Annotated in this window: 14 protein-coding genes and 5 pseudogenes; 4 read left to right on the plus strand and 15 right to left on the minus strand. The window is 43.6% G+C overall.

Annotation, left to right across the window (positions count from 1 at the left end; translation table 11 throughout):
* Window positions 1-123: 123 nt before the first annotated feature.
* The 6 genes and pseudogenes from BTO30_RS17005 to BTO30_RS09475 form a co-directional block, all read right to left on the minus strand.
* Window positions 124-616, minus strand: a pseudogene (locus BTO30_RS17005) (transposase); the annotation flags it as partial.
* Complete coding sequence (fliD, locus tag BTO30_RS09455; RefSeq protein WP_083632355.1) at window positions 516-1,316, minus strand: flagellar filament capping protein FliD; 801 nt, start codon at window positions 1,314-1,316, stop codon at window positions 516-518. The gene fliD and the pseudogene BTO30_RS17005, both read right to left, overlap by 101 nt.
* A 209-nt stretch (window positions 1,317-1,525) precedes the next feature.
* A pseudogene (locus tag BTO30_RS09460) lies at window positions 1,526-1,696 on the minus strand (M48 metallopeptidase family protein); the annotation flags it as partial.
* A 544-nt stretch (window positions 1,697-2,240) separates the two neighbouring features.
* Entirely contained in the window at window positions 2,241-3,308 is a 1,068-nt protein-coding gene (locus BTO30_RS09465; RefSeq protein WP_075398478.1) for an ABC transporter substrate-binding protein, read from the minus strand.
* 13 nt (window positions 3,309-3,321) lie between these two features.
* Complete coding sequence (locus BTO30_RS09470; RefSeq protein ID WP_075398479.1) at window positions 3,322-4,101, minus strand: ABC transporter ATP-binding protein; 780 nt, start codon at window positions 4,099-4,101, stop codon at window positions 3,322-3,324.
* 4 nt (window positions 4,102-4,105) lie between these two features.
* Complete coding sequence (locus tag BTO30_RS09475; protein ID WP_075398480.1) at window positions 4,106-4,912, minus strand: ABC transporter permease; 807 nt, start codon at window positions 4,910-4,912, stop codon at window positions 4,106-4,108.
* A 192-nt stretch (window positions 4,913-5,104) separates the two neighbouring features.
* Here BTO30_RS09475 and speD point away from each other — a divergent pair, with 192 nt between their 5' ends.
* Window positions 5,105-5,932: an adenosylmethionine decarboxylase gene (gene speD, locus BTO30_RS09480; RefSeq protein ID WP_075398481.1), complete on the plus strand. Its 828-nt coding sequence runs from the start codon at window positions 5,105-5,107 to the stop codon at window positions 5,930-5,932.
* Between the two features lie 54 nt (window positions 5,933-5,986).
* On the opposite strand, the gene BTO30_RS09485 is transcribed toward speD, so the two are convergent.
* From BTO30_RS09485 to BTO30_RS09495, 3 genes and pseudogenes are all read right to left on the minus strand, one after another.
* Window positions 5,987-6,166: a YjzC family protein gene (locus BTO30_RS09485; protein ID WP_075398482.1), complete on the minus strand. Its 180-nt coding sequence runs from the start codon at window positions 6,164-6,166 to the stop codon at window positions 5,987-5,989.
* A 280-nt stretch (window positions 6,167-6,446) separates the two neighbouring features.
* Window positions 6,447-6,668 (minus strand): annotated as a pseudogene (locus BTO30_RS09490) (YnfA family protein); the annotation flags it as partial.
* A 781-nt stretch (window positions 6,669-7,449) separates the two neighbouring features.
* A complete protein-coding gene (locus BTO30_RS09495; protein ID WP_075398484.1) occupies window positions 7,450-8,643 on the minus strand; it encodes an acetate kinase in 1,194 nt (397 codons plus the stop codon).
* 290 nt (window positions 8,644-8,933) lie between these two features.
* Between BTO30_RS09495 and BTO30_RS18005 the strand changes: the two are divergent.
* From BTO30_RS18005 to BTO30_RS09505, 3 genes and pseudogenes are all read left to right on the plus strand, one after another.
* Window positions 8,934-9,476, plus strand: a pseudogene (locus BTO30_RS18005) (protoglobin domain-containing protein); the annotation flags it as partial.
* Window positions 9,477-9,671: 195 nt separating this feature from the next.
* Window positions 9,672-10,244 (plus strand): annotated as a pseudogene (locus BTO30_RS18010) (methyl-accepting chemotaxis protein); the annotation flags it as partial.
* A 259-nt stretch (window positions 10,245-10,503) separates the two neighbouring features.
* Complete coding sequence (locus tag BTO30_RS09505; RefSeq protein WP_075398486.1) at window positions 10,504-11,082, plus strand: HAD hydrolase-like protein; 579 nt, start codon at window positions 10,504-10,506, stop codon at window positions 11,080-11,082.
* Window positions 11,083-11,124: 42 nt separating this feature from the next.
* On the opposite strand, the gene BTO30_RS09510 is transcribed toward BTO30_RS09505, so the two are convergent.
* The 6 genes from BTO30_RS09510 to BTO30_RS09535 all read right to left on the minus strand — a co-directional run bounded on the left by BTO30_RS09510 (window position 11,125) and on the right by BTO30_RS09535 (window position 16,850).
* The gene (locus tag BTO30_RS09510; protein ID WP_075398487.1) at window positions 11,125-12,213 is read right to left on the minus strand and encodes a 5-methyltetrahydropteroyltriglutamate--homocysteine S-methyltransferase; all 1,089 of its coding nucleotides are present in this window, start codon (window positions 12,211-12,213) and stop codon (window positions 11,125-11,127) included.
* A gap of 78 nt (window positions 12,214-12,291) precedes the next feature.
* Window positions 12,292-13,287, minus strand: a complete 996-nt coding sequence (locus BTO30_RS09515; RefSeq protein WP_075398488.1) for a methyl-accepting chemotaxis protein — start codon at window positions 13,285-13,287, stop codon at window positions 12,292-12,294.
* A 22-nt stretch (window positions 13,288-13,309) separates the two neighbouring features.
* Window positions 13,310-14,926: a methyl-accepting chemotaxis protein gene (locus BTO30_RS18015; RefSeq protein ID WP_075398489.1), complete on the minus strand. Its 1,617-nt coding sequence runs from the start codon at window positions 14,924-14,926 to the stop codon at window positions 13,310-13,312.
* Window positions 14,927-15,115: 189 nt separating this feature from the next.
* On the minus strand, window positions 15,116-15,883 hold the full coding sequence (locus BTO30_RS09525; protein ID WP_158023580.1) for a DUF3221 domain-containing protein: 768 nt from the start codon (window positions 15,881-15,883) through the stop codon (window positions 15,116-15,118).
* A complete protein-coding gene (locus BTO30_RS09530; RefSeq protein WP_075398491.1) occupies window positions 15,823-16,350 on the minus strand; it encodes a hypothetical protein in 528 nt (175 codons plus the stop codon). The genes BTO30_RS09525 and BTO30_RS09530 overlap by 61 nt, the downstream gene beginning before the upstream one ends.
* 68 nt (window positions 16,351-16,418) lie before the next feature.
* Window positions 16,419-16,850, minus strand: a complete 432-nt coding sequence (locus tag BTO30_RS09535; protein WP_075398492.1) for a YhfM domain-containing protein — start codon at window positions 16,848-16,850, stop codon at window positions 16,419-16,421.
* Window positions 16,851-16,864 lie beyond the last annotated feature (14 nt).

The raw sequence follows: 16,864 nt of genomic DNA on the forward strand, positions 1-16,864 counted from the left end.
GACTTGGAATGGCCTCATTCCAGGTCCCTTTTCAGTTTTTTATGAGATTTTATTGGGAACTGGTCTCAAAACGAATAGAAAAGATCTATTTTTGGCCTTTATATCCTATGCGTATGCCTCATTTTAGGCCGCTGTCGGACCTTTCCATGTCCAGCAGGCCAGCTTCTTCAAATTCATGGCAGCAAAAGTCAGCATCGCCTGCACGGGCAATTTTTTAAGCCCTCTTAGGGTTGTCCATCGCATGCCATGCTTTTCTTTCGCATCGGCAAAGACCCGCTCGATCGTTTCCTTGCGCCGCGCATAAATTTCTTTGACTTCTGGTGTATTCAATGTCGTCCTCCCACAGTTGGCGCTGAATCATCTTCTGATAGCTCTGGCTTTGCGTACACTGTGCCAGCAGCGGACAGCCCGCACACACCATTGGATCAGACTTGTACTGGCGGTATCCTTCCTTCGTGGTTGTTGTGTAGCGCCATATCTCTCCTTGCGGACAGATATAGCAGTTGTAGTATTCATCATAAGCGTATTCGCTCTTTCGCATGAAGCCTTCCTTTGTTTTCGGACGCGTGTACGGAAGGGCAGGCAGGATGCCCTGCTCGAAAAGGAAATTCGCAATCGCCTAATGTGTCCAGCACACGCTTTGCAATTCCAGTACCGTCAGTTGTTGTTCCTGCCTTTGTAAACAACTCTTTTACTTCAGCCGGATTTGACTTTATCGCCGCACAAAGCTTCGATTCGTCTAATGTCAGTTTGCCGTTTTCTTGGTACGAACCTTTGACCGAAATACCGATTTCAGATAAAGTATCGAAGTTCGTATTTGTCGCTCCCGCTAGAGGAATACTCAATTCAGAACGCATCTCTGTTAAAATACCACGCAGCATCGAATCATTTTTTAGCATCCCGCTTCTCGCTTTCGCATCCCAACGCTCTGCTTGTTTATCACTCATGGCATCTCTTTGATCATTGGTAAGCGGTTGATAATCAGCATAACGATCTTCGTTTATTTTTCCATTGATAGAAACGGTTACTTCGTTATACGTGTCAACAAATTTCTTAATTTTAGCAATAATTCCGTCTACTTCCAGATCTGTCGGAGGTGCTGAAACTTTGAAAGTACCCTCCAATCTGAGCGGATCAGCACTATCGAAAAGATTTTTCAATTTAATGTTCATTTCACGATAATCGTCCTGTTTCCACTCTAACGTTTGCTTCTCTCTTTCCATTTTCATTAACGGAATACGCTCCGCATCCATTAACGATTTAACGATGCTCTCCGTATCCATTCCCGTAGCCATTCCACCTACTCTTAATACCATTTAATCCACATCATTCCTATTTTGGCTAAAAACATAAAAACCCAATAATACCGGGTAGATATGCGTTCATTAGGGATGCCTCTTCACGTAAATGTTTGGTCGTACTTACATTTTACAAGAAGGCATCTCTTTTTTGGCGTTTATTTATGGAAGATTATTCATAATCAACACGCGTGATGCAATAGCAATGTTTCCAAAGATGGCTACTGCTAAACAGTCATTTTCCAACTTGATAATGCTAACCAGTTTTCTAGTTCCTTATAATCAGGTATTATTTTTCCAACAAGGCGCCAAAAGGATCGATCGTGATTTAGATGGAGCATATGACACATTTCGTGAACGACTACGTAGTCGTTCACCTCCAGTGGTGCCATTGCTAGGGCACTATGAATTTAAGTACATCTCCACGAATCATGCTTGCCATAAAAATAGCCTGCAGCGTTGACTAAGAGAAAAAGCAGTACTTTGATTTCTCAAAAACACTGTCCATTTTCTGCCCCAAACTTATTTCACGAAAAAAGCTTTCCCGCATTCAACCTCCACAGTTCATTGGCTTAGGCTGAGTATCTGCTCAACTAGGACATGCGAATCCACGAGTGACATTGGAAATATACGCTCATCTTATACCAATGAATCAAGTAGATGTAGCGGAAATCTTTGAGGATGTCATGAAATATCAGCGCAGCATATCCCGTGAGCAAATGACTCACAGGACGTAATAAGAGGACCTGTATCCCTTGATATACAAGGAATACAGGCTTCTGTTAAAGTATGATTCCGACTGGGCTCGAACCAGTAATCTCTACCCTGTCAAAGGCGTGTCGCTCGTTATCAATAGTTCATAGCACTTTTTAAATAAGTCTATTCCACAATAATGCCCCAGAATAGTTGCACAATACGATTCCTGGACTATCGTTTTCCTGATTATTCATATTCTCCAATAATCTTGACGGCTTTTTCTGTTATATCCGTGTCAATTGCTTCGTCAAAATTGAGTTCCCCGCTAATGGCTCCGTTTTTCTTGTACAGTTCATACTGATTGCGAATGTCATCGAGGAACATTTTGCCAGTTGGATCAAGTCCTGTAACATATACCTCTTCCCAAACGGCCGCATCTTTTAAGGCGGTGTATTGGGTCATAATGTCGATAATTTCGCTTTTCCCTTCACCTTTTTTGAAGGCATCGTTATAGTCACGGACTCCTTTTAAATACGCGGCCATGAAGCGCAGCGACACATCTTGTTCTTCTTCCATGAATTGTGGTGATCCAAGCACCATCGCGATTTGTGCTTCCGGCGCAAAATCGGTTGCATCACCGAAACGAACGTGAATGCCTTCCGCGACACCTTGTGTAATGAGTGGTTCAATTTGCAGCGCCGCGTCAATCGAGCCATTTTCAATGGCTGCGAGCATGTTGCCAAAGTCAGGCATGAGAACAAATTCAACGTCGTCTTCCGTCAGACCCGCGTGCTCAAGCATTTGACGGAAAATGTAATCATCCACCGCATGCTCCGTTGAAACGGCCACTTTTTTGTCTTTCAAATCGCTGTAGTCTTTAATTTCCCCTTGTTTATCTGCACCTATCACAAATGTGAAATATGATTTTCCTTTTACATTGTGGCCTTTATCGGCAATAATTTTGACATCTATTCCCTGGGCAATGGCGTTAAAAAAGGACGCGGAAGAAATGCCTCCTGCAATATCGACCTCACCGGATGCGAGGGCTGGCAGCATATCATCGCTATTTGAAAATGCCGCAAATTCCACTTCAATGTTGTAGTCATCAAAATATCCTTTTTCATTCGCGATATAAAAACCTGCGCCTGACGCAGAACCATCTTCCGCAATGACCACTTTCGTCTTCTCGCTTAAAGGTGCTAAATCGCCCGACGGATGATCTTTGCTTACGTCGTCATTGACCTTCACCGATTCCCCTCCCGTACACCCCGCAAGCAAGAAGAAAACGCCTAACATTCCTAACCACTTTTTCATCGATACTCCCCCTTCATAATCTTGATCCTTGTACTTCCACCTGCAAGTGCCGCCAAATATCCAAAAATTTAGATGCCATTTCCGGATTTGATCGAATGTCTTCCAGTTTTCTTGGCCGCGGCAGATCTATTTTTATTTCTTCAATAATCTTGCCGGGCTGCGCACTCATGAGCAGCACCCGATCGCTTAAATATAATGCTTCATCTATGCTATGCGTGATGAACAGCACCGTTTTTTTTGTTTCCGACCAAATGGATAACAGTTCCTCCTGCAAAATGTATCGATTCTGCTCATCCAACGCGCCAAACGGTTCATCCATCAGCAAAATTTCAGGATCGTTTGCAAATGCTCTCGCAATGCTGACCCGCTGCTTCATCCCGCCGGACAGCTCTTTCGGGTACATGTTCGCGAATTTTGCAAGGCCCACTTTATTCAAAAAATAGTTTGTTCGTTCTTTTACATGCGATTTTGGTTGATGACGCATCTTCAGGCCGAACGCTACATTTTCCTCAACCGTTAACCATGGCAGAATGCCCCGTTCTTGAAACACCATGGACTGGTTCGGTCGATCTTTTTCACTTCTCTCGATTTTGAATTCACCTGAACTTTGGTTTTCTAGTCCGGCTAATATGCGCAGCAGTGTCGTTTTTCCGCAGCCGCTCGGTCCAACAAGGCACACAAATTCCCCCTCTGCGATATCGAGTGAAATATTCTCAAGCGCTGTAACGCTATGTTGTTTTTTGTAAAACACTTTCTTCAATTCACGAATGGATATTTTCGGTTTCGGTCTCACGTCGTCACCTCCACGGGATTAGTTTTCGCTGCAGCCACCGTAATAATAATGAAAAGATATAGCCAAAAAACGAAATCAGAATTAACCCGACAAACATTTCTTTTAATAAAAAGGCACTGTAGGACGTCCAAATCAAATAACCGATTCCTGACCTTGCCCCCATCATTTCCGCTGCGACGATGGTAAGCAAGGCGATGGCCTGCCCCATTTGAATTCCTTCCATCATGACGGGAAGTGAGCCAGGCAAAGCGATTTTCAAAAAGAAATCTTTTCTGCCCGCTTCATAGTTTTTTGCGACATCCAGGTAAATGGAGTCGATGGAGATGACGCCAGCGGCTGTATTGATTACAACAGGGAAAAAAACACTTCCCGCAATGGTGACGACTTTCGACACTTCACCAATTCCAAAGATGATTAAAATAATCGGCAATAAAGCAAGTGTGGGGATAGGCATTAGCGCCATAATAATAGGAGAAATAAAGTGCCGAATTGGTGCATATAAACCCATACACAAACCGAGGATGATTCCGGGAATGACACCCAGTAAGAAACCAGCGAAGATACGAACCAAGGAAATGCTGATGTGATGAAACAATTCACCGCTTGTGAGCAATTCTATAAATGTGGAAATAATAGCCGTCGGCGGCGGGAAAAATCGTGCATCAATCAGTCCGCTTTGAGATAAAAACTGCCAGATAAGCAAGAGACTTATGGGAGAAAATATGGTTAACCATGTCTTCAATCTTTGTTGGGTTTGTTGTTTCCGCCATTCTTGTTTTTCCGTTTCCATTGGATTTTTTATATCCTTCATTTTTCACCACCCCTTCATCAAAATAATATGTAGGCTTCCGGAAATGTGTGCAGGACCCATAAACGGAAACCTTAACAAGACGACGAAAACCCGCCCTTGAAATGAAAAAGTGTTTTTTATACATAACGGATGGGTAACATATGTAGGTATGTAAGGATGGCTTCGCCGGAAATCATTTAAGGAGGTCGAGTTATGGGACTTACGCCGGATAATCGTATTCAATTGCATGATTTTAACAACCTGACGAAAACGCTTAGTTTTAATATGTATGATATATGCTGGACCAAATCAAAAGAAGAACGGGCCGCTTATATTGAGTACATCGATGATCAGTATAATGCGGACAGATTAACCAGTATTTTAAAAAATGTGACGGATATTATTGGCGCGCATGTATTGAATATCGCCAAGCAGGATTATGTACCTCAAGGAGCCAGTGTCACCGTGTTGATTTCAGAAGGACCCATTGCAGAAATACCGACAGAATCGTTCGAGGAATCACCAGGGCCTCTTCCTGAATCTGTTGTATGTGCATTAGATAAGAGCCATATCACGGTTCATACGTATCCCGAATACCATCCAAATGAAGGGATCAGTACGTTTAGAGCGGATATTGATGTGTCTACCTGCGGGGAAATTTCACCGCTTAAAGCCTTAAATTATCTGATTCATTCGTTCGATACGGATATTATGACGATGGATTACCGCGTCCGTGGCTTTACAAGAGATATAAATGGAAAAAAATTATTTATTGACCACGATATTAATTCTATCCAAAACTACATACCAGAAGATATAAAACCCCTGTATGATATGATTGACGTGAATATTTACCAGGAAAATATTTTTCACACTAAATGTAAGCGGCGGGAATTCGACTTAGACAATTACTTATTCGGACATACAAAAGAAGATTTACGTTCTAATGAAATAGAAGACATAACAAAAAAACTGCATCATGAAATGGATGAAATTTTTTATGGAAAAAATATCACTCCCGGTTCAATTAAAGGGGATTAACGGAAGATAAGCACACGCTCTGTGTGCTTATTTTGGTTCCATTTCATAAAATGATTATGGTTTCGGTGCGTGCGTCCATACTCGATTATGATTTTTTGTATCCGGGAAAGGATCTCCTGCTTCCAGCTTGATTTTCTGTGGATCATTTACGCTGCTTCCTGTTTCGCCAATTTCGACATAAACTCCATTGTTCGGCACCTTTTGGCCAGGCTTAAATTGATTATTTTGTCCCACGTTGCTCCCTCCTTTGAAATGGTTGCACGGTTAGCCTTTCCGAATTAAATCCAGTTTATGAATGTTTTCAATGAAGCCTTCATTTTTTTCTTTTTTTCACCAATAAAAAACCCCTAACCGTTCGATTGTTTCATAATGTAGAATGTTTTTTTCAAATGCGTGTATAATGTGCATCATGGCCAATCCCAAATTATAATCAACATTTCTATTGGTTTATACAGATGAATATGTATGAATGCGTCACAAAAAGGAGAGCTGAGTTTTGCCCGCCTTTTAAACTCTAATGCCGCGGCGCAAAAAGCATAACCCCGACACCGTTCAAACATATTAAAGCCCCAATCCAATCAAACAAATCAGGTGTCTTTTTATCTATCCCCCATCCCCACAAAACTGAAAGAATAATAAAAACGCCGCCATACGCAGCATGCACGCGCCCGAACGAAGGGAACGTCTGGAACGTTACAATCACTCCGTAAAGTGCCAGTGAGACACCTCCTGCCAGCAAAAACAACAAAATAATCTGTATCATTTATTTTTCTTCCGCATTTCTTCGATGAATTCTTTCATCTTAATGTTGATCCAAGAAACCTTGATTCCTTTTTTGCCGGCATACTTGCAAAACTCTTCATAGATTTCTGGCTCAAGTGTGATATTTTTTCAAGTTACAGGCATGATCCACCTCCAAATGAGTATGGGAATATTGTCCACTAAACACGAATATTTATCAATAAACACTAATTCATACTAAGACACATTATATTCCAAATGTACCAAAAAAAAGCGACATGAAACGTTGACAGTTAAATCACCTTTTAATTTCTCTGGATTCTTTATTTTAATTGACATACCTTTTCCACAGTTTATGCAAAAAGTGTATATTTTTTACGAACCAAAAGAGAAAAAACACGCCTGTCTTTTAACAGTGTTATATTGTAGTATCCCGTTCCGATTGTTTATCAAACCGCTTATGGCATTGCGAGAATCGTATCCCGTTCAGCCTGTATATATAACCTTTTGATAAAGCGTTGTTCAGATCCACTACTTCTCTTCCCATCATCCACATATGCTTCACTCTAAAAATAGTATCTCTAGCTTTTTCAACGATTAATTTGTGTTGGACCTTCGTTTTTTAGCCAATAAAAAATCCCCCTTTCAGTACTTGAGTCAGTACAAAAAGAAGGATTAGGGGTCATTTGTGGTTATGGTCACAAATGAACGTATTTACCTCTTATCTAACATTTCAATCATTACCAAATGTTTCTAACAAACGTTGATTGGACGCCTTACACGCCAGCCAACCGCGATACATCACGGGCAATCATCACTTCTTCGTTCGTCGGGATGACAATGACTTTCACCGGTGAATGCGGGTAGCTGATAAAGGCTTCTTGTCCACGCACGCTGTTAAGTGCCGGATCCCAGTATACACCCATAAATTCAAGACCGCGCAGGACACGCGCACGTGAGGCGATGTCATTTTCCCCTATACCGGCTGTAAAAATAATGGCGTCCACGCCGGACATACGAGCTGCATACGAGCCAATGTATTTATGAATGCGGCTTGCGAATACTTCCAGCGCTGTCTCCGCCCGTTCGTTTCCTTCTTCCGCTGCTTTCGTAATGTCTCGCAAATCGCTGGACAAACCGGAAATGCCGAGCATTCCGCTTTTCTTGTTCAGTGTATCAAGCACTTCATCCGCCGTCTGCCCTGTTTTTTCCATAATATAAGGCATTAAGGCAGGATCAATGTTCCCTGAGCGTGTACCCATTGCAACACCAGCCAGCGGGGTAAAGCCCATGGACGTATCGATCGATTTACCGCCTTCAATCGCGGCGATACTTGCGCCATTACCTAGGTGGCAGGAAATTAAACGCAAATGTTCAATCGGACGCCCAAGCAGCTGTGCCGCGCGTTCTGACACGTATTTATGCGACGTGCCGTGGAAACCGTATTTTCGGATGCCATATTCTTTATAATATTCATATGGCAAGCTGTATAGAAACGATTTTTCCGGCATGGTTTGGTGGAATGCCGTATCGAAAACAGCGACAGCCGGGACATTTGGCAAAACCGTGCGGAATGCGCGAATCCCTGTTACGTTTGCCGGATTGTGAAGCGGGGCAAGTTCTGACAGCTCTTCAATTTGCGCCAGTGTCGCATCATCAATAACGACAGAATCATCGAACGCTTCCCCCCCGTGAACGACGCGGTGGCCGATCCCGTCAATTTCATCGAGTGATGCGACAATTCCGTTTGAAACCAATTTGGAGAGCAGCATTTGAACTGCGACAGAATGGTCCGGGATATTCGTTACTTCTGTATCCGTGGAACCATCAGGCTTAGAGATGGAAAACACGGAATCTGATAAGCCGATCCGCTCGACCAGCCCTTTTGTCAGCACCGTTTCCTGCGGCATTTCAAACAGCTGAAATTTTAATGATGAACTTCCTGCATTTATTGCAATTACTTTAGACATTATATCCTCCTCTGAATCGAACAAGTTCTCTATATATAGAAATAACGTGTTCTCACCTAAATAGCAAGTATTCATTATTTAGTTAAACGTTTACACGAAATAATAATTATTTTCCGACAAATCTGTCTCATGTATTCGTTTTTCTGCTTCGTTCGTGCTTCTTCTTTTTTCCGTAACATACCTATGAGTCAAAAAGACTCCTATTTTGTCTGGAATTGTATAGTCATCCTATGAAAAAAGTTGTATGATACATATATAAATACCCCCAGATGTTGAAGGAGGCCACTAAGATGTTTTTCACAAAAAATCGTTCCACTCAAAAAACGGTCCCTCGTTTCCAGACGGTCAATACAGCGGATGTTCAGCTGTCTGTGCCCAATGGTTCGGAATTGACAAGTCAAATTGAAATGATTGGACTGACGAAGCGCGATTTGGCAATCGTTCACTCGATGAAGCCGATCATGGAGCAGAGAATTAATGATATAATTGAAACGTTTTACGCCAATATTACGATGCAGCCTGGCCTCTTACATATTATTGAATCGAACAGCAGTGTCGATCGATTAAAACAAACACTTCGGGGGCACATTGAAGAATTGTTTAACGGAAATATTAATGAGGAATTTTTGCAAAAACGGTACCGTATTGCCCACGTTCATGTTCGTATCGGTTTAGAATCAAAGTGGTATATGTCCGCTTTTCAAAACCTTCTGAATTCCATGACCGCGATGGTTTCCGTTCAACAATGGACTGCTGAAGAAAAAATAGAAGCGATTCAAGCGCTTACAAAGCTGCTGAATCTTGAACAGCAAATTGTGCTTGAAGCGTACGAACTTGAAAATGAACGAATACGTCAAGAGGAATTGGAACAAAAAGAAAAACTGACACAAAGAGTCTACAGCATTTCACAGGAACTTGCTGCCATTTCTGAAGAAACAAGCGCATCCGTGAAAGAGCTGGCATTGCAGTCTGACTCGATTAAACAAATTGCACAAGACGGCATGACACAGGCGGATGAATCAGAAACGCATTCCCTGCAAGGCCAAAAGCAGCTGCAGGAACAGAGCGGCAAACTCACAGACATTCAAAGTGCTGTCGCCGATATTCAAGCCTACTCATCCGAATTAAATGAAATTTCAATGCGAATCGTCGATGTCATCACAATTGTCGGCAACATTGCCGGCCAGACAAATTTACTGGCGCTGAACGCATCCATCGAAGCAGCCCGGGCCGGCGAATATGGTAAGGGATTTGCGGTTGTCGCGGAAGAAATTCGCAAGCTGTCCGATCAGACAAAAGAATCAACCACCAACGTATCCACTCATATAACGAAAACAAACGATCTGATTAAGCAAATGAGCCAGTCTGTCCACACAGTTAACAGTTTAGTGGAAACAGGCATCGAGGGCATGAATAAAACCGACCATGATTTTTCAAAACTGTTGTCCTTAATAAGCCAGACAAAAGCACAAAATAATCAAATTGATACCCAGCTTCAGCATTTTTTCCAGGTCATTAAAGAGATCGAAAAAGCTTCCGGTGAAGTCGCCCAATCCGCCCAGACATTGAACGATGTGACGGAAGGCTTTTTAAATCAATGAAAAAATCCGTCCTTCTCATAAGGACGGATTTTTTCACTGTTCAGTTTCATGTGACGTCATGAAGAAGCCCTGTCCTTCAATAATAATCCCAAAACAGCATCCGGGTTCATATGCACGCGTGTAAGCCTTCTTTATCCATTTATTTTTATTGAAATAAATAAACACGGCGTCCTGTATCGTCTCCTGAAAACAATGATGTTAACGCCGGTCACAAAATAGTGTAAAATCATTTCAAGACAATAATGAAGGAGAAAATATGATGAAGTTGTTATGGGATTTAGATGGCACGATTTTTGATACGTATCCGGCAATAGTGGACAGCTTTCTTGCTGTCCATGAAGCGGCCCACGGTGTAACGGCCGATCGGAAGGAGGCGCTGAGGTGGCTGAAAAAGAATTCCCAGCTTGCGTTCCAGCAATATGGTATTTCTGAAGAATTCCGTCCATTGTTTAAAGAGCTTGATCATAAACGCGCTGAAGCGGGCAGCCCTCCATTTGAAGGAATTCAGGACATACTCGCTGCTGCAGAGGTAAATGTTATTGTGACACACAGGACAAAAGCGTCAACGATCGAGCTGCTGACAAAATGGGGGCTGATGGAATATTTCGATGAAATTGTCAGCCCGGAAGATGATGGCTTCCCACGTAAACCGGACCCGGCGGCCTACCATTATTTGAATGAAAAGTACGACCTTGACTGGGCGATTGGCGACCGGTCTCTCGATTTAATTCCCGCCCGGGCGGCAGGATTGAAAACCGTTTCGTTTCAAAATGAGGATATTGAAGCGGACGTTCATCTCGATACGTATGATGAATCCTTTTTTGAAAAATTGACATAAAGAGGAGCCGCCTCATGGTGAGGCAGCTCTTCTTTTCCATATTTACTTCCAGACGTCGTTTGCAATTTGCACAACATGACGCACTTTTGCCCATTGCTGTTCTTCTGTCAGCAGGTTTCCTTCTTCTGTTGAAGCAAAACCGCATTGCGGGCTGAGGCATAATTGCTCGAGTGGTGCATATTTCGCTGCTTCCGCAATACGCGCTTTAATCGCTTCCGGCTCTTCAAGATCACCGTATTTTGATGTAATGAGTCCGAGAACAATTTTCAAGTCCGGGCGGTTGACGAATTTCAATGGTTCAAATCCGCCTGAACGCTCATCGTCGAACTCAAGGAATAATCCATCGACATTGAGGCCGCCGAAAATGACTTCTGCTGCTGCGTCATAACCACCGCTTGCTGTGTAAGTTGATTTAAAGTTTCCCCGGCAAATGTGCATTGTGATGACCATATCTTCCGGCTTGTTCGCAACCGATTCGTTGATCGCGCACTGGAACAACGGGAGAAGTGTCTCCGGATTTTGACCGCGTTTTGCGATCTGCTCTTTTCCAGCCTCCGAGAAAAACACCGCCCACGCTGTATCATCAAGCTGTAAATAACGGCAGCCCGCATCGTAAAAAGCTTGAATCGCTTTTTGATAGGCTTTTACTAAATCGTTGAGCAGAGAATCCAGATCCGGATAAACCTTCTCGTCAATTGTGCCGCGGAAGAGCAGCATATTCGGGCTCGGAATGGTAAATTTGGCAATATGATTCCCTTTAATGCTATGTAAAAATTTGTAGTCTTCAATCATCGGATGGTTCGTGAAATCAATTTTACCGTTTACTCTAATACCGTGCGCTTTCGTCTGCACACCTTTAAATTGAATACCCTCTTCCGCTTCAAACAACTCCACACCGTCAAGACCGGCAAGGAAATCAAAATGCCACCATGCGCGGCGCATTTCACCGTCTGTCACAGCTTTTAGTCCTGCTTCTTTTTGCTTTTCAACAAGGCGGATAATTTCCTCGTCTTCAATCGCACGCAGCTGTTCTGCTGTGATCTCCCCATTTTCTTTTTGTAATCGTGCTTTCTTCACCCGCTCCGGGCGTAAAAAACTGCCGACATGATCCGCATAAAATGGTGCTGTCATCTCTATCAAACTCCTTTCATTCCAAATGGTATCATTTTCACGCAAAAAAAGAAAATGGTGGAGACCAAGCGACCGTTTTCATGCAAGTGTGAATTTATTCATTTCTATCTGCAGACTTTCGGCCATATGAGAAAGCGATAAAGCACTGGATAAAATTTGCTCACGCGCAGCCAGCTGCTGCTCTGTCGCGGCATTTGAATTTTGGGCGCTGGACACCGTTTCTTCTGCACTTGTTTTGACAAAACCGGCTGTATCGGCCGCTTCAATGGCCATCGCTTGTATTTCTTCCACTGCAGCTGATACCGTCTGCAAGTTTGAAACCACTTTTGAAACAGCCTGCTCAATTTGCGCAAACGCATCAAGCGATGTTTCCGACGTCAACAGCCCACGGTTAATTTCACCGCTTCCCTCTTTGATGGACAGCGCAGCAGCAGCGGTATCTCGTTGAATTTGACGCACGGTCTGTTCAATATCGGCTGCTGATGATTTCGACTGTTCCGCGAGTTTACGAACCTCATCTGCAACTACAGCAAACCCTTTTCCATTTTCGCCAGCACGGGCTGCTTCGATAGCCGCATTCAACGCCAGCAAATTCGTCTGATCAGCAATGGATGTAATAAGTGTCGTGATCGTTTGAATATCCGCCGATTGTTTTTCAAGATTCACCATAATGGCCGTTGTTTCTGCCATCGATTTATGAATATGCTGAATTTGACCGGCCACTTCCTGAATACCTGAGGCGATATCACTGATCGACCCGGTCATTGTGCTGACGGACCGAAGCTGCGATTCGCTTTCTTGCATATTGTTGCGTGACGATTCGGCTACTTTTTGGGAAGCAGCTGTGTTTTGCTGAGCAGCAGCGGACAGCTGTTCCGATTGACCAGCCAGCGACAGAGCGGATTCATTCACGTTACTGACAAGCATCCGTAAATTTTCTTTCATCCGATTTAACGATTCCGCCATTTCTCCTACTTCATCTTTATTTTTAATTCGAATATCATCGATAGCCAAATTTCCATTTACCAACGCTTTCATTGCATCAGTGGCAAGCCGTACCGGACGGGCAATCATACAATTGACGGGGTTTTTGTCCTTAATTTTTATCGAGAGTAAATCGTTTGACGATCCGGTTTAAACCATCTACATCCGAGGACAGCTGCATGGCATCTCCAGCCAGCTGCTGGACACCTTCTTTATTTTCGTCCATAGCTGTAACGGTTTTGGCCACCTGTTCGGTAAACTGCTCAGCAATATGATTCACTTCCTGAATCACCGTTTCCAGTTGTTCTCCGTCACGCAGCACTTGTGAAGCGTACGTCCTGTTGATTTCGACAGCACTTAACGTAACCGATGCGATGTGATTCAAGCCAAGAATCTTCTGTCCTGCTTCTCTAACATGCAGAACTCCATTTTCAATTTCTTTTTGGCTGCCTTCTACCTGCACAGCTACTTGATGAATTTCATCACGTGTTTTTTCAAGGGCCGTTAATATATCCGCCGAAAATGTATTCGTCTCTTCCGCCAGTTTGCGCACTTCTTCCGCCACAATCGCAAATCCTCGTCCCGCCTCCCCCGCCCGGGCTGCTTCAATCGACGCGTTTAACGCCAGCAAATTTGTCTGCGCTGCAATTTCCGTAATCGATGCTACAATGGACATCGTAGCATCCGTATCTTTGGACACGATCCGCATTTTGCCGGAAGCTTCACCAATAATGTTTTGCAAATGAAGCATATCCTGTTCAATTTTCTGCATTGTTTTCGCACCCTGTTCAGCGGAAGATGACGTCTGTTCAGACATCGTAAACGTTTCGTCAATTTCTTTTTCCATTCCGCGGATGTTTGTCATCATATCCTGAACGACCACGTGAGCCGACTGAAGGGAAGACATTTGTGCTTCCGTGCCGGCTTGAAATTCCTGCATCGTCACCGACAGCTCGGCAAAAGTTTCAGACAGACGTGATGACTGTTCTGCCTGGGCAGCCGACACATGATTGACCGAATGAGCTGACTTTTGCAGCTCCGTCAAAATGTTGCGCATTCCAAGCACCACTTTGTTTAACTCGAAGCCGATTTGGTGAAATTCCGTGCGGCGTTCACTTTTCACTTCGGTTGTTAAATCGCCGGACGACACTTTCCTTGTCAATTGATACCAGGCACGGACTTCAGAAATAATCATTTTGTATAAAAATAGACCGGCAGCAGCAGACAAAATAAGGGTTACCATGAATACGAAAGCGATGGTGGAAGTCATCTGCCCCATCAGCAAAATCAAAAGGGCTGCCACCAGAACCGGCGTGATGCTTAAAGCGGTAAATGCCGGTTTTAAAAAAGGCTGCTGGGCAATGCGGCCAAGACGCAAATTAAAGCGCTTACCATTTTCAAGAGTATGAATCGGCGCGGATACATCTATAATCATTTCGCCAGTGTTCCGCGCATACATCTGAGCAAGCGTCTCAGTTGTTCTCGCTGCATTCTGTCCTGTTTCATCGGAAAATAAAATACCTTCACGCAGCCGGTTTGTATGAATATGGCTTAGGCCGGTTTCATCGACAATAAGCAAGTATTCATTATCCCCCAGTTGTTCATCCAGCAAACGGTGCAGTGTTTCATACTTTTCTTCCATCGACTGTTCACTTGTTATGTACGGTTTGACCATAGCCGCAATCTCTTCCACTTGCATTCGCAGTTTACGTTCTGTGTGTCGATTCATGCACTCTCCCCCCCTCCTTCATTATAACGGATGTCATATGTAATTTTTATCATTTTTTTCTATGTCCTGTACAAAAATACCGCTCACGAATAAAAAGGTGAGCGGTATTGCTATAGAGATCAATGAAAATAATTTGAGCCGGACAGAAAGCGGCCGGTTAATTAGCAAGTACATTTTTTGAACAAGAAATCACTCGATTTCTTTTTGGTCTCTCACTACAATTTCCATAACATCTTTTTCCGTGGAAAATGTTTCAATAAATGTGACGATCCATTGGTCTTTTTGTTCATCAAATGTCAGATCAGAGATGACATCCCGCCCGCCAGTAAACTTTTTTTTCGTAAGCGCCCGCCGCACGGCTTCCGCTTCGGTTATGTCCGCTTTTTTAGGCTGATACGCCGGGAGCACAGTGACAAATTTCGCTCCTCCCTGTCCCGGATATGATTCCATAATCGAACCTGATGCTTCCACCAGAATACGCTGACCGACTTCTAGCTTTTCATCCGCTTTCGGAAATTTGTAGCTTACGGCAGCGAAATATGGATTTTCACCGCCGGTTGCGGAATAATCATCAGGTTCAGCAGCGACCACAAGCATGCCGGATTTTGATACACTCATCACGTAGCTTCCTTCTTTGGACGGCTCACGGGTCACGTCTTTATCCAGGTATTCCACATCCGGCTCACCGGGAAGCGGCACCATCCGTCCTTCCTGTTTAAAATGAATCCAGTGATCCGGAAACTGGCTTTGAATGCCTTTCTTTTGCTCTTCTTTCAAAAAATCATGCGTCACGTCGACGATGCCGGTTATGGTATCGACCGAGACAGAAGAGGCAACCCGCTCCGGCGTCGGATGGCTGCGGGCTGCGCGGTTCATTGTTGCTGCCACTTCCCTCATCAGATCATTGTTTTCCTGCTCAGTAAAATCGCTTTGATAAAGATGAATGTACTTCGCCAAAATTTTCCCTTCGTCCATCTGCTTCTGCAGCATATTGACAAGTTCATCCACTTTTTCATCCGGTTCTTTAATACCAATCCAAACGCCAGGCTCGTCCTGTCGTCAGACGGATTACCCAAAAACATAATCCCATAACCGCTGATCGAGCCAAAAACATCCGTAACCGCCTGTTGAACAACTTCAAATTCAATCATCTGAACGCCCATATCTTCTTGAAGTGCCGGCGTATTCTCGCCCAAATATCCGCCCTTCAAGATATCGCTTTTAAGTACTTTCTCGTACGCCGCATCGCGCAGCGCCGTATCGTCCGTTGTCTGCTCCAGCTCGGAGATGATTTTTCTCTCCTGTTTCGGCACTTGGCTTATTTGTGCGTCTCCATTTTTCATTCCAGCATCACCAGCCTCCTGACAACCGGTCAGAATAGCGGGTAATACGAGTGCCAATACGGGTATGGCAGCTTTTTTCATCTGGCATCCACATCCTTTCATTTTGCTGCTTTCAACATAACTGAGAAACATATGTATATGAGAAGAAATTATTCGTTTTCTACTATATTTTTTGTCAAGACCTCTTCGACCTTTTTCGCGTCTTCTTCCGTCAACATAAAACGCTTACCATCATGTTCCACCGCACCATTATCTTTTTCTTCGTCAAGCCACATGAAATACGTTTTTTCCGATTCATTTTCTGCTAGAAAAACGAGCGTAAAATCCTCGCCAATGCCGGGTACCGCTCCATCAAAACGAGAAGCACGTTCAATGGCCTTTGCAAATACAGTAATATCTTCTTCTTTTTCCAGCAGAACCGTTATATCTATATCTACTCGTTCCGCTTCATCAAGCTGATAATAAGAAAGTCCCGGTCCCTTAATCGTTAAGAATGCAATATCATCCGGCAAAGAATGGGCTGTTTCATTCTTGCGTCCCGTCAAAAACAGCAGCAACAAAATAAAAACGACTTTGCGCAAGAGCAGTCTCCTTT

It is taken from the genome of Domibacillus antri (assembly GCF_001936625.1).
Lineage (GTDB): Bacteria > Bacillota > Bacilli > Bacillales > Domibacillaceae > Domibacillus > Domibacillus antri.

Coding starts and splice junctions, on each gene's coding strand:
- fliD (WP_083632355.1), bottom strand. CDS start 1,316: ATGGTATTAAGAGTAGGTGGAATGGCTACGGGAATGGATACGGAGAGC.
- speD (WP_075398481.1), top strand. CDS start 5,105: ATGGGACTTACGCCGGATAATCGTATTCAATTGCATGATTTTAACAAC.
- BTO30_RS09475 (WP_075398480.1), bottom strand. CDS start 4,912: ATGAAGGATATAAAAAATCCAATGGAAACGGAAAAACAAGAATGGCGG.
- BTO30_RS09495 (WP_075398484.1), bottom strand. CDS start 8,643: ATGTCTAAAGTAATTGCAATAAATGCAGGAAGTTCATCATTAAAATTT.
- BTO30_RS09510 (WP_075398487.1), bottom strand. CDS start 12,213: ATGACAGCACCATTTTATGCGGATCATGTCGGCAGTTTTTTACGCCCG.
- BTO30_RS09530 (WP_075398491.1), bottom strand. CDS start 16,350: ATGAAAAAAGCTGCCATACCCGTATTGGCACTCGTATTACCCGCTATT.
- BTO30_RS18015 (WP_075398489.1), bottom strand. CDS start 14,926: ATGAATCGACACACAGAACGTAAACTGCGAATGCAAGTGGAAGAGATT.
- BTO30_RS09515 (WP_075398488.1), bottom strand. CDS start 13,287: ATGATTGCCCGTCCGGTACGGCTTGCCACTGATGCAATGAAAGCGTTG.
- BTO30_RS09465 (WP_075398478.1), bottom strand. CDS start 3,308: ATGAAAAAGTGGTTAGGAATGTTAGGCGTTTTCTTCTTGCTTGCGGGG.
- BTO30_RS09505 (WP_075398486.1), top strand. CDS start 10,504: ATGAAGTTGTTATGGGATTTAGATGGCACGATTTTTGATACGTATCCG.